The sequence below is a fragment of the Acinetobacter sp. ACIN00229 genome (assembly GCF_016106645.1).
In the GTDB taxonomy this organism is placed as follows: domain Bacteria; phylum Pseudomonadota; class Gammaproteobacteria; order Pseudomonadales; family Moraxellaceae; genus Acinetobacter; species Acinetobacter oleivorans.
The window spans coordinates 59881-72640 of sequence record NZ_JADWOM010000003.1; the positions used below are offsets into that span (position 1 = coordinate 59881).

Genomic DNA, 12760 nt, shown 5'->3' on the forward strand with positions numbered 1-12760 from the left:
CCATTACAACAAGTTATTATCTTGAGCTTGAATTGGTGGTGGGGTAGGTTTCCCCAAAGTCCCTAAAAGTTCAATTTCGATACTACGTACCATGGCATCTAAAGGTAAATCATTACTTTGAGTACCGAAAGGCTCTTCAATTTCCGAGCTGAGTGCATCAAGTCCTAAGAATGTATATGCCAAAATTCCCACCAATAAAGGTGTTGCTAATCCAAGCAATGAACCAAGACTGAACGGCAACATAAAACAGAAAAAATAGACAGTGCGATTGAGCAAAACTGAATAGGCAAATGGAATGGGCGTATTGGCGATTCGATCACACCCAGTTTGCACAACGCTTAAATCTGCAACATTTTTATTCATCTGTGCATAGATGATGTCTGAGATTTCACCTTCTTTAAGCGCTTGCAATAATTCCCAGTGAATGAGGCTAAGTGTGTACTGAGGGGCATTATTTTGCTGATAGAGCTGGGTGAGTGCTTGCTGGCTCATACCGCTGGTTTGTATGAGCTCAGTTGGGTTCGCCGTCTGACGGCGTAAACGATCTCGTAACACGTTAGCAAAAACAATCACATGCTGAATCACACGTTCACGGCGGGCTTGAGTCAAAATTCGGCAGTCACGGTCAAAATGGCGTGAAGTTGCAATTAAAACGCCCCATAATTTTCGGGCTTCCCACCAACGGTCATAACATGCAGTATTTTTAAATCCTAAGAAAATAGAAAGTACGACGCCAATAAGAGTAAAGCCAACCAAAGGAATTTCTGGAAAGCGATAAAGATTGATATATTCTACGCCCCCAATGATTGCCGAAATCAGCATAACGACCCCTAGAGAGGGTAAAATTTTGGGTAAAATTGTCCCTCGCCAAGAGAATAATACTTTGAAAATACTAGGCTGCTCACGAACAATCATTTTGTTTTTAACGTCACTATTTTTGCTTTGATCTTCTAGGCTTAGTGCCCCTTTGTCAATATCATTGAACTGATATTATTGTTGGGTTGAGCAGTTGTTGTTCAGCAAATGAAAAGCTTCCTTCTGGTGAGATAATAAAATGATCCAAGAGGCGTATTTCGACAAGCTGACAGGCATGTTCCAGTTGTTGAGTTAAGGCAATATCTTCGGCAGAAGGCTGCGCTGAACCAAATGGATGATTGTGTGCAATAACGAGCTGGCAAGCATGCTGTTGTAAGGCGTAGCGTAAGGTTTGATTGACCGAGACTGCACAATGTTGCATTGAACCAAAAAATAGCTTTTTAAAATGGAGCTTTCTTAATTCTGGGTCTAGACACAGCACGGCAAAGACTTCTTGTTTTTCACCTTTTAATTCATAGCGTAAATAATCCAAAACTAAATCAGAAGAGTGAAGACTAAGATTATTCTTCTGAAAGTGATTATTGAGATAACGTCGTCCGAGTTCTTTGACTGCCAGTAATTGAGAATATTTCGTTGCTCCAATTCCGTTAAATTGAGTTAACTCGCTTAACGATGTATCAAATACTGCATTTAGGCTACCAAAATGTTGAATGAGTAAACGTGACAATTCGACTGCTGAATGCTGCTTTGAACCTGAGCGAAGAAAAATCGCCAATAGCTCTGCATCAGAGAGACTTTGAGGGCCTTGTTGTAATAACCGTTCCCTTGGCCGCTCTTGTTCGGGCCAATTTTTAATAGAAGTATTCATATTCCCCAGCATAATTCGCTTAAAATTTTATTTTGTTTGCCCAATCAATCTTGGGTCTGCGCGTATTTAATGCTATTGTGAGCGCCACTGCAACAGTAAGGTATCCTGTTCGTGAGCTTTGATCTAAGTGTTATTCCTCATAAAAACATCGTTTTAGCTGTGACTGGCGGAATTGCTGCCTATAAAAGTGCCATCTTAGTCCGCCGCCTCAAAGATTATGGCTTTGATGTGCGCGTGGTCATGACACATGGTGCTCAGGCATTTATTACTCCACTAACTTTTCAGGCTCTTTCTGGTAACCCTGTCCATACTGAACTTTTAGACCCTGCGGCTGAAGCTGGAATGGGACATATTGAATTAGCACGTTGGGCTGATTTATTACTGGTTGCGCCTGCAAGTTGCGATACTTTGGCAAAATTTGTGCATGGTTTAGCAGATGACTTGCTCAGTACAGTATTTTTGGCAACAAAATCTCCTGTATGGGTTGCGCCTGCCATGAACCAGCAAATGTGGGCAGCCAAGGCTACACAACGAAATTTACAAACCTTGGTCGAAGATGGTGTGCATGTGATCATGCCAGATGCGGGTGAGCAGGCGTGTGGTGATGTTGGTTTAGGCCGTATGCCTGAGCCAGAAGAAATTGCCAAGCAAGTGGCTGGCTACTTCCATCAGGCTCAACGTGCAATTGCTGAAAAATTTGGGTTATTGGCGGGTAAGCGAGTTGTGATTACTGCTGGGCCAACGCGTGAAGCAATTGACCCTGTTCGTTATATCTCGAACCACAGTACTGGTAAAATGGGCTTTGCTTTAGCGGCTGCTTGTTACGCTGCTGGTGCACAAGTGACTCTGATTGCTGGACCTGTAAGTTTAGATACACCGAATGGTGTAAAAAGAGTAAATGTTGCCTCTGCAAGACAGATGTTAGATATCAGTATGGACTCGTTAGAAACAGGCTGTGATATCTTCATTGCAACTGCCGCAGTCGCTGACTATCGTGTAGCCGAAGTTGCCGAGCATAAAATTAAGAAGGCAGGGGATGAGTTGAATGTTTCCCTTGTAAAAAATCCGGATATTGTTGCAACTATTGCTGGTCAGGAAAAACGTCCATTTATGGTGGGCTTTGCAGCTGAAACACAGAATGTTGAAGAATATGCGGCAGGAAAGCTGGTTGCTAAAAAGCTCGATATGATTGCATGTAACGATGTGTCACGTGCAGATATTGGTTTTGCTTCTGATGAAAATGCGATGACAGTTTTCTTTGCTGAAAACTATCACATGAAAAAGCGTGAGTTAGAAAAAGCATCTAAACAAGAAATTTCTCAACAGTTGGTTGAAGCAATTTCGGATGCATTACGCCGTAAATAATATGTTCTAAATAAAAAACCGCGAATGAATCGCGGTTTTTTTATATGTCTTACTTTATCCAACTTAAGGAATGTCATCTTCAAATTCAGGTTTAACCTGAACGATGAAGTCCTGACGGTTAAGACCACGCCATAAGGCAAATGCTGTACCGATATAAATTGAAGAGTAAGTACCTACAAAGACACCAACAAACATTGCAACAGCGAACCAGTGTAGACCATCACCACCTAAGAACATCATTGCTAGAACGACAAGCAATAAGGTCATTGATGTATGAATAGTACGACGTAAAGTTTCGGTTAAAGCAATATCGACGATTTCACGAGGAGTCGCACCGCGAATTTTACGGAAATTTTCACGGATACGGTCTGACACTACAATGTTATCGTTAAGCGAGAAGCCAATAACAGCAAGTACCGCAGCTAAAACTGTAAGGTCAAACGGCCATTGGAATAATGCAAAAGCACCAATAATAATGATGATGTCGTGGAATAAAGACATTACGGCACCCATCGCGAGTTTAAACTCGAAACGGATCGTCACGTAGATCAACATTAAAATAAGTGCAAGGGCAACCGCACCAGCAGAGCGAACATATAGCTCGTTACCAACTTGACCACCTACAGAGTCAACTTTATGAACTTCTGCGGCATTGTTTGGCAGCTGTACAGCCTTAGTAATCGCGTTATTAAGGTCTTCAACCTTAACTTCTTGTACTGGCATACGCACAAGTAAGTCTTTATTACTACCAAGTGTCTGTACTACAGCATCTTTAAAGCCAGCTTTGTCGAGTGCCTGAATAACGTCAGACTGGTTTGCTGGTTGAGCATAGTTAAGCTCAGCTGAAACACCACCTGTAAAGTCCAAACCGAGGTTAAGACCTTTAGTTACAATAAAGAAAATACTCGCCAATGTAATCAGGATCGAGAAGATTGCCGCAGGTTTGGCAATCTTCATGAACGGGATGATTTTTGCATCATCCGGACGTCCATATTGTTTTGAATCTTGTTGAGTCACTTTAGTCATCATCGATCTCCTTAAATGCTCAACTTTTTCAAGTTACGGCGTTTGCCATAAATGATTTGTACAATTGCGCGAGTCACTGTAATTGCAGTAAACATCGAACATACAATACCAATCATTAATGTTACGGCGAAACCTTTGATCGGACCTGTACCAATTGCAAACAAAATGAAAGCAACAAGGAACGTGGTTAAGTTCGAGTCAAAAATGGTGTTATAAGCTCGATCATAACCGGCCACAATGGCTTGTTTGGGCGATGCTCCCCAGAGCATTTCTTCTCGAATACGCTCACATATCAATACGTTCGCATCGACCGCCATACCAATGGTAATAACGATACCGGCAATACCTGGTAAGGTGAGGGAAGCTCCAATCCATGACATAACCGTTAAAATCATTGCCAAGTTAACAACAAGTGCAAAGTTAGCGATTAAACCGAATAGACGGAAGAAAACCACCATCCAGATTGCAACAAGCAAGAAGCCGATTTGAGTTGATAATACGCCTTTATCAATATTTTCTTGACCAAGACTCGGACCAACCACACGTTCTTCAACAAAATACATTGGCGCAGCCAAAGCACCTGCACGCAACATTAATGCAAGCTCTGATGCTTCTTGAGGAGAACTTAAACCGGTAATACGGAAAGTTGAACCTAAAACAGCCTGAACAGTTGCAGCATTAATGACTACAGATTCAGTGTATGGAGTACGAACTTCTGTTTGCGCACCAGTTTTTGGATCTGTGACATAAGTAATTTTTTGCTTATTTTCGATGAACAATACCGCCATGCGTTTACCAACAGCATTACGAGTTGCATCGGACATAAGCTTACCGCCAGCACTGTCGAGGGTAATATTTACCTCGGCACCACCAGAGTCTTGGCTAAAGCCAGAGCTTGCATTTTGAACACGCTCACCAGTTAAGATACGGTTACGTTGCAACAGAAGTTGACGACCGCTATCTAAAGACTCATAAGCAAAAACTTCTGTGCCCGGAGGTAAAGGTTGACCATTATATTTACCTGTATATGGGTCAATATATTGATCATTTGAGTCAGAAACTAAACGGAATTCGAGGTTTGCAGTACGGCCTAAAACACGTTTAGCTTCAGCTGTATCTTGCACACCCGGTAATTCAACAACAATACGGTTGCTACCCTGACTTTGTACCAATGCTTCTGCAACACCAAGTTCGTTAATACGATTACGTAATGTTGTTAGGTTTTGGTTTACCGCATATGACTGGATTTCTTGGCGACGTACATCGGTATAAGTAAGCTTTAAAGTAGAACCTGTAGAGCTTGCTAACGCCTGTTGGGTATATTCATTCCCATTACGACGTAAAAAATCCATTGCTGCGTCACGGTCAGCATTGTCAGCAAATTGAACAGTGATTACATTGTTTGTTAATGCAAGATTATTAAATTTGATCTTGTTTTCACGGAACTGACGACGCAAATCAGTGGCAGAAGTTTCCATACGTTGGGCAACGGCTTTGTCCATATCTACTTCAAGCAAGAAGTGGACACCACCACGTAAGTCCAAACCAAGTTTCATTGGTTTTGCCCCAATTTTTTGCAACCATTCCGGTGTGGTCGGTGCAAGGTTTAGGGCAACAACATATTGATCACCTAAGTCACGGCGTAATACTTCTTTTGCTTTCAACTGCGCTTCAGAAGAGCTGACACGCAAAAGGGCAGCATTATTTGTAAAAGTATTATCGTGACTTGCAATATTTGCTGTTTTTAAAATTTGCTCTGCTTTTTGCACCACACTTTGATCAATTTGGGTACCAGCTTTGGCACCGGAAATTTGAACGGCGGGCTCATCCGGATATAGACTAGGCAGTGCGTATAATGTACTGACTACCAGAACAACCAGAATCAGTAAATATTTCCATGCAGGGTAACGCATTCGCTTTCTTCTTAAATGAAAAAGTCGTGCTAAAGCACGACTGTTTTATGATTAAAGGTTATTTAGAGTGCCTTCAGGTAATACTGAAATTACGCTGGCACGCTGAATTTTTACTTCTACACCACGGCTAAGTTCAACAACTGCATAGTCACCTTCAATTTTGGTCACTTTGCCCATTAAACCACCAGCGAACACAACTTCACTACCTACACCTAAGCTTTCGATTAAAGAACGGTGCTCTTTAGCACGCTTTGCTTGAGGACGCCAAATTAAGAAATAAAAGATTGCAACGAATACAACAATCATCAAGATGTTTGGCAAAATACCTGTAGTTGGGCCAGCTGCCGGTGCTGCATGTGCAGCAGAAATTAAAAAGCTCATTTTGATTTCCTAAAGTTAAAAATATGAGTCAGATACCTGACATAATCCTAATTCGTTTTGCAATTTACCTTGTCTTGAGGTTGAGCGCAAATCGGGCTTATTCATCAACCGGACATGGTGGAACTTCTAAACCACGACGGGCATAGAAGTCCTGAACAAATTCATCAAATGTGCCATTCTCTAATGCATCACGCATACCTTCAGTTAAACGTTGGTAATAACGTAAGTTATGAATGGTACCGAGCATAGACGCTAACATCTCTCCACATTTTTCAAGATGGAATAGATAAGCACGGGTAAAGTTCTTACAAGTGTAGCAATCGCAATGTGGATCGAGCGGACTTTGGTCATGGCGATATTTACTATTACGAATACGTACCAGACCATCAGTGACAAAATAATGACCATTTCGCGCATTACGGGTTGGCATTACACAGTCGAACATATCGACACCGCGGCGCACCGCTTCAACGATATCTTCTGGTTTACCAACGCCCATCAAGTAACGCGGTTTATCCTGTGGCATTTTGCTTGGTAGATAATCTAAAACTTTGATCATCTCATCTTTAGGTTCACCTACAGATAAGCCGCCAATCGCATAACCGTCAAAGCCAATTTCAAGAAGACCATTTAAAGACTCATCACGTAAGTCTTCATACATACCGCCTTGAATAATGCCAAATAACGCATTCTTATTTTTAAGCTCATCATGATGATGAGTTTTACAACGTTTTGCCCAGCGTAAAGAAAGCTGCAATGATTTTTGTGCTTCTTCATGCGTTGCAGGATAAGGTGTACATTCATCAAAAATCATGACGATGTCAGAGTTCAATACCTGCTGAATTTCCATAGAAATTTCAGGCGATAAAAACACTTTCGAACCATCAATCGGCGAGCGGAAAGTAACACCTTCCTCTTTGATTTTGCGCATTGCGCCAAGACTAAAAACCTGGAAACCACCAGAGTCAGTCAAAATTGGCTTATCCCATTTAATAAAGTTATGCAAACCGCCGTGTTCTTTAATCACTTCAAGACCCGGACGCAAATATAAATGGAAGGTATTTCCTAAAATAATTTGTGCCTGAATGTCTTCGATATCACGCGGTAGCATACCTTTGACTGTGCCGTAAGTCCCCACTGGCATAAAAACAGGTGTTTCAACAACACCATGCTCTAAAGTTAAACGACCACGACGGGCGCGCCCCGACTGACCTAATTTTTCAAACTTCATCTAAAAATCCTGAACACGAGCAGAGGCGAAGAAACAGTTCGCTGCTAAAAAGAGAGCTATTTTCCTTGATTCTGCGATGTAGTTCTACTACTAAATGTAGCTGGTTATAAAATAGATAAAATTTCCGACAGGTTCGGGGCTGTTTTTTTCCTATTGAAAATTAGGTTTATAGTCAAAATTTTCATTAACAAGATTATCCTTAAAAGGGCGAATCGCTTTCTTGGATAAAGTTAATGTATTGATGAGATTGTTAGGGAATACTTCAATCTGGTTGTTGAACAGCTCGACATTACGGTTAAAGATGCTAATCGCAGCACCCACATTTTCGTTTTGTTCCTGAATGTCATCCATCATCTTGCTATAGAGTGAATCGGCTTTAAGCTCAGGGTAGTTTTCAACAACGACATTTAACCTACGAATCAGTTCTTTGCTCATTTTCTCGATTTGTTGGAGCTGAGAAATATCAGTGTTATTCACATTTAAATTAAGAATTTGCTGACGTAATTCAGTGACTTTTTCTAATGTCGATTTTTCAAAATGAGTATATTGATTCAGTGTTGTCTCAAGCGCTTCTAACGTCTTTACCTTTTGACGTTCGAAATTGGCAACCTCAGACCAAGCGCGTTTGGTCGCATTAAAATAACGTACGATGGTATTACGGATGTGAACGCCCCAGACGATCAGTACAACAAAAATCCCCAGGAAAATAAATAAACCAGTCATGGTCAGTTCCTTATTGTTATTCCCTCAGTGTACTTTTGACTTCTCATTTTTAATGAGACGACAATCAAGTCATACGAGAGATTTATTTAATTAAGTTCAACATTAATTGCTGAAAGTTTTCATATTGCGGCATGGTCATGGTACGCAAGTGCCCACGCAATGCTGAAACATCATGAATTTCACTTTGCTTACTTGTGGTCTGAAAAAGATTTTGCTCACCCAGATAACACAAAATTTGTTCTTCGTGATGATAAATTAAATCACCTTTAAAGTGCTGAAAAAAATCATTTAATTTTAAAGTTAAGCTCGGACTGACTTCTTTGGCTAACTGGTGTTGATTAAGCCCAAAAATATTAAGTTCTTGGTTAATTAAAATATCGCTACTTTGCCATTTACTGCTGTAGGGAGTAAAAAAACGAGAACGTTGATTGCTAACGGCAATACCCAAAGCTGGTATTTGAAATATAAAAGCGCCCCATAAATCTTTATGAATTTCTTTTATAATTTTTTTATCGCTATTTTGGTCTTGAATAATAGGGATTTCATTAATGTAATGATATTGAAACAGCAAGACTTGATGATCGGTTACTCCATCGTTCCATGTCGTCGAAGCAAACTGAGTAATTTCGTTAGACTCAGTCCCTCGGTTAAACAGAGGGAAATACTGTTTTAGTTTACTCAGAACTAAAACTGGCTGAGCATGAATGGGAAGATAAGCTGGTAACTGCTGAAACTGTAAATCGTAACGCAAAATCACCATACGTTGTTCTAGATAATGAATAACTTGCGTTAAAGGTTCTTGAGATTGATAGAGTAAATACGCCAGAAACCCTGTTAAAAAGGCACCTAAAAAACTCCAAATATATTGAATATGTGGATGAAGAAAATAACCAAAACTTAATATTGTGATACTGCAAATGGCGAGTAAATAGGGGAGCACATTAAAAAAACGAAGGTTGTGATCTTCACGCCATGGATGTAATGCATCTAAAAGCTCTTGGGCAGAATGAGATTTTTGTCCAGCATCCCAAAGTCGAGCAATATTGCGAAAAACCTGTGTATTTTTTTTACGCCTTATATGAAGAGCTTCTTGTACAGTATCGATTGGCATGGAAGTAATGAGTTCATTATCATAAAGAGCTATTTCTAGATTATCTTTTAAATTGAAAGAGATAAATACCAAATATTTCTAAATTTGGAGTTTTTCTTTAAAAATTAATGTTTGATTTCATCGCTAAATTTCTGCAATTCACACAGCTAAATTCATTATTTTTATTATAAAAATTTAAGCTGGGTTAAACCTTTTCATTAACCGATATGGTTTAACCCAGCCTTAGTATTTAAATGTCTAATTTATCAACCAACATTGCATCGCCATAACTAAAGAAACGATAGCGGCTTTTAACTGCATGTTCATAGGCAGCCAAAATGTTATCTCGATTTGATAGCGCTGATACCAACATGAGCAGAGTAGACTCTGGCAAATGGAAGTTAGTAATTAAACGATCTACGATGCAGAACTCATAGCCCGGATAGATAAAGATTTGCGTGTCACCAGTCCAAGCCGCGATTTTACCACCATGAGCTTGAGCTGCACTTTCTAAAGCACGTGTCGCGGTTGTACCAACGGCAATCACTTTATTGCCGCGTGCTTTAGTTGCCAAAATTAAATCAATGGTTTCTTGAGGTACATCACACCATTCACTGTGCATGATATGGTTGGTAATGTCATCAGTACGAACAGGCATAAATGTGCCTGCACCGACGTGTAAAGTCACAAAAGTTTTTTGAACATTTTTTTGTTCTAATTTTTCTAAAAGTGTTTCATCAAAATGTAAGCTTGCAGTAGGTGCTGCAACACTGGCAATTTTCTCTGGGTTATGGAAAACCGTTTGATAGCGTTCAGTGTCAATTTCTTCTGCTTCACGGTTAAAGTAAGGTGGAATAGGTAACTGACCATATTGTTCAAGTACAGGCAAAATTGCCTGTGAAAACTCAACCACAAATAAATTTTCGTGACGGCCACGAACAATCACAGGAATGTTATCGGCACCGACATAAAGCTCAGCACCTGCTTTAGGTGAGTTGCTAGATTTGATATGGCAATACGCAGTGGTGTGGTTCAGCATACGCTCAACCAAAATCTCGATAGCACCGCCTGTAGAACGTTTTCCTTTAAGTCGTGCTTTCATGACTTTGGTGTCATTGAGTACTAACAGATCCCCGTCTTCGAACAGATCGATAATGTCTGTGAACATGTGATCGTGATATTGACCCTTTGAGTCTAGGTGCAACAATCGTGAAGCACTACGTGATTCGAGAGGGTAACGGGCAATAAGTTCATCAGGTAATTCAAAGGAAAAGTCAGACAGTTGCATATTTAGAAAAAAAACCGCAAAAATTGGGCCTAGTATAAACTTTTTCGCTTTTTTATGGCTGTGCTTCTGGCTTAAATCATGAAAAATGTTTAAGTGATCTAAAAGTGAACGATAATATTCACTTAGGGTTTGACAAGTTTTACAAACGCGCTAATATACGCAACACAAACATACTTCCTCTCCCGAGGTGGTGAAATTGGTAGACGCGGCGGACTCAAAATCCGCTGTCAGAGATGACGTGTCGGTTCGAGTCCGACCCTCGGGACCATATTCAGAATCGTAAGATTCTACGAAAACCCCTAAGCTAACGGCTTAGGGGTTTTTTGTTGGTTATAAAAAAGTGGATAGAGCTTAAGAAGTTATTATTTGATCCCAAGAATCGGACTAGAATTTCTAGTTATAAATTTAGAGCTTATAAAAATCTTTCATTTTTTTAGCTCAAGAAGTTCTTGTTTAAATACCAAACACGTTTGATAAAAGCGAAACTGAGCAAGAATCTAAGCTCTTATTCAAATATTATTTTTTTACTCTGTTTTACTACTATTCTAAACTCGCATTTCTAACATGTTACAACTCTTTACCTTCAAATATTTGTTGTATTTTCCTCAACCATACCCACTTTATGTATCTGAAAACCTTTAATTGAAACTTCACATTTCTATTTTGAAAAGAAAGTTGCTCTTTTAATGTACTGTGTTAAAGTTTGTAGTAGATCATAATGATTATAAGTACATTTTTTAAGAGCGGTTCCGACCAAAAACGACAAAATCTGTGAGGCGGGCAATGACATTCCAACATTTAGAACTAAACCAGATTGAGCAGTTAAGTGCTTGTAGAATATCGCTTTTGCTTGGATTAAATGCCGAGCAGAACTATATCGAGCAATTTTTCCGGTTTAGTCTTCGTCTTTTGAAGTGTAAAAAAGCCTTATTGACTTTTAATCAAGAACCTTACTTTTGGCATCGTTGCCCAGATGGTATGACCGCCATTTCGTTTAAACCTTCAAAACATTTAAAACAGTGCTTTGCTAAACAACAGATCATTAATCACTCACATCCTTCTTATCAAAACTTAACCAACTATTTAAAAGAACTAAACATCGAGTGCAGCAGGGCATTGGCCGTGCATCTTCTACACCCTGATAAAACCTCGATGGGCTTTGCCGTTTTTTTTGATGACGATGCAGCAACATTTGAAGATGAAGATATCCAGTTATTGCTCGATTACTGTTCTACTTTTATGCAACAGGTCGAGTTGAAGTTTAATTATGAAGAGTTAAACGAACTCTACGAGCAACAGGTTGCGATTAATTCAAGTAAAACAAAATTCTTTTCAATCATTTCACATGATCTCCGAGCACCATTTCATGGTCTGCTAGGTTTTTCAGAAGTACTCGCCAAAGAGCGTGAAACTTTAGATGAGTCGAGCATTCAAAACATTGCTGATTATTTATATGACACCTCACAATCGACCTATAACCTGCTTGAAAGCTTACTGACATGGGCGATGGCTGAGGGCGGACGTTTTGTTTATCATCCAATTAACTTTAAGCTTAGACAGGTTAGCAATATTGTTTGCGATGTACTGCACACATTAGCTTTGAAGAAAAATATTGAACTGGTTAATGATGTTCCAGATGATTTAAATATCTATGCCGATATCAATATGATGACCTCTGTAATTCAAAACTTGGTGTCAAACGCGCTGAAATTTACAGATATTGATGGCTCTGGCAAAGTTTTTATTGAAGCCAAACAAGCTGATAAAAATATAGAAATAACAGTTCGAGACACTGGTTTAGGCATGACCGAAAAACAAATGACAAATTTGTTCCATCCACGTATTACAGCCAGCTTTAAAGGAACCGCCGGTGAAAAAGGTGCGGGTTTAGGTTTAAGTCTTTGTAAGCGTTTTGTCGAAATTAATCAGGGTAAAATTGATGTCAGTTCCAAAGAAGGCGTAGGAACGACATTTACAGTTTTATTACCTTCGGCTCAAGAAAGTCATGAGGCTCATGCAGAGCATTACTCTTCAGCGGAAGCAAAATTAGTCTAATCCC

At 39.7% G+C, this 12760-nt stretch carries 11 protein-coding genes and 1 tRNA gene; 3 read left to right on the plus strand and 9 right to left on the minus strand.

The genetic code is table 11. From position 1 onward, the window contains the following. Nucleotides 1-3: 3 nt before the first annotated feature. Nucleotides 4-915 (minus strand): bestrophin family protein, encoded by a 912-nt coding sequence (locus tag I7H67_RS03170; protein ID WP_005064169.1) that lies wholly within the window; start codon nt 913-915, stop codon nt 4-6. Between the two features lie 61 nt (nt 916-976). Next, nucleotides 977-1696, minus strand: coding sequence for a RadC family protein (gene radC, locus I7H67_RS03175; RefSeq protein WP_198307056.1), 720 nt, complete (start codon nt 1694-1696; stop codon nt 977-979). 99 nt (nt 1697-1795) lie between these two features. On the opposite strand from radC, the gene coaBC reads away from it, so the two are divergent. Further along, on the plus strand, nt 1796-3049 hold the full coding sequence (coaBC, locus tag I7H67_RS03180) for a bifunctional phosphopantothenoylcysteine decarboxylase/phosphopantothenate--cysteine ligase CoaBC (RefSeq protein ID WP_198307057.1): 1254 nt from the start codon (nt 1796-1798) through the stop codon (nt 3047-3049). Nucleotides 3050-3112: 63 nt separating this feature from the next. Here coaBC and secF read toward each other — a convergent pair whose 3' ends face one another. The 7 genes from secF to queA all read right to left on the minus strand — a co-directional run bounded on the left by secF (nt 3113) and on the right by queA (nt 10701). Continuing rightward, on the minus strand, nt 3113-4078 hold the full coding sequence (gene secF, locus I7H67_RS03185; protein WP_013196833.1) for a protein translocase subunit SecF: 966 nt from the start codon (nt 4076-4078) through the stop codon (nt 3113-3115). Between the two features lie 8 nt (nt 4079-4086). Further along, nucleotides 4087-5988 (minus strand): protein translocase subunit SecD, encoded by a 1902-nt coding sequence (gene secD, locus I7H67_RS03190; protein ID WP_013196834.1) that lies wholly within the window; start codon nt 5986-5988, stop codon nt 4087-4089. Nucleotides 5989-6039: 51 nt separating this feature from the next. Beyond that, complete coding sequence (yajC, locus tag I7H67_RS03195; RefSeq protein ID WP_003655131.1) at nt 6040-6369, minus strand: preprotein translocase subunit YajC; 330 nt, start codon at nt 6367-6369, stop codon at nt 6040-6042. A gap of 97 nt (nt 6370-6466) precedes the next feature. Further along, the gene (tgt, locus tag I7H67_RS03200) at nt 6467-7600 is read right to left on the minus strand and encodes a tRNA guanosine(34) transglycosylase Tgt (RefSeq protein ID WP_004638765.1); all 1134 of its coding nucleotides are present in this window, start codon (nt 7598-7600) and stop codon (nt 6467-6469) included. A gap of 150 nt (nt 7601-7750) precedes the next feature. Beyond that, the gene (locus I7H67_RS03205) at nt 7751-8323 is read right to left on the minus strand and encodes a LemA family protein (protein ID WP_198307058.1); all 573 of its coding nucleotides are present in this window, start codon (nt 8321-8323) and stop codon (nt 7751-7753) included. 82 nt (nt 8324-8405) lie between these two features. Next, complete coding sequence (locus I7H67_RS03210) at nt 8406-9434, minus strand: hypothetical protein (protein ID WP_198307059.1); 1029 nt, start codon at nt 9432-9434, stop codon at nt 8406-8408. A gap of 229 nt (nt 9435-9663) precedes the next feature. Next, complete coding sequence (gene queA / locus I7H67_RS03215) at nt 9664-10701, minus strand: tRNA preQ1(34) S-adenosylmethionine ribosyltransferase-isomerase QueA (RefSeq protein ID WP_198307060.1); 1038 nt, start codon at nt 10699-10701, stop codon at nt 9664-9666. Nucleotides 10702-10882: 181 nt separating this feature from the next. Between queA and I7H67_RS03220 the strand changes: the two genes are divergently transcribed. Together I7H67_RS03220 and I7H67_RS03225 are read left to right on the plus strand one after the other, a co-directional pair. After that, nucleotides 10883-10969 (plus strand) — tRNA-Leu (locus tag I7H67_RS03220). Nucleotides 10970-11484: 515 nt separating this feature from the next. Beyond that, nucleotides 11485-12756 (plus strand): sensor histidine kinase, encoded by a 1272-nt coding sequence (locus I7H67_RS03225; protein WP_198307061.1) that lies wholly within the window; start codon nt 11485-11487, stop codon nt 12754-12756. Nucleotides 12757-12760: the final 4 nt, after the last annotated feature.

Coding starts and splice junctions, on each gene's coding strand:
- I7H67_RS03170 (WP_005064169.1), bottom strand. CDS start 915: ATGATTGTTCGTGAGCAGCCTAGTATTTTCAAAGTATTATTCTCTTGG.
- radC (WP_198307056.1), bottom strand. CDS start 1,696: ATGCTGGGGAATATGAATACTTCTATTAAAAATTGGCCCGAACAAGAG.
- secF (WP_013196833.1), bottom strand. CDS start 4,078: ATGATGACTAAAGTGACTCAACAAGATTCAAAACAATATGGACGTCCG.
- secD (WP_013196834.1), bottom strand. CDS start 5,988: ATGCGTTACCCTGCATGGAAATATTTACTGATTCTGGTTGTTCTGGTA.
- yajC (WP_003655131.1), bottom strand. CDS start 6,369: ATGAGCTTTTTAATTTCTGCTGCACATGCAGCACCGGCAGCTGGCCCA.
- tgt (WP_004638765.1), bottom strand. CDS start 7,600: ATGAAGTTTGAAAAATTAGGTCAGTCGGGGCGCGCCCGTCGTGGTCGT.
- I7H67_RS03205 (WP_198307058.1), bottom strand. CDS start 8,323: ATGACTGGTTTATTTATTTTCCTGGGGATTTTTGTTGTACTGATCGTC.
- I7H67_RS03210 (WP_198307059.1), bottom strand. CDS start 9,434: ATGCCAATCGATACTGTACAAGAAGCTCTTCATATAAGGCGTAAAAAA.
- queA (WP_198307060.1), bottom strand. CDS start 10,701: ATGCAACTGTCTGACTTTTCCTTTGAATTACCTGATGAACTTATTGCC.
- I7H67_RS03225 (WP_198307061.1), top strand. CDS start 11,485: ATGACATTCCAACATTTAGAACTAAACCAGATTGAGCAGTTAAGTGCT.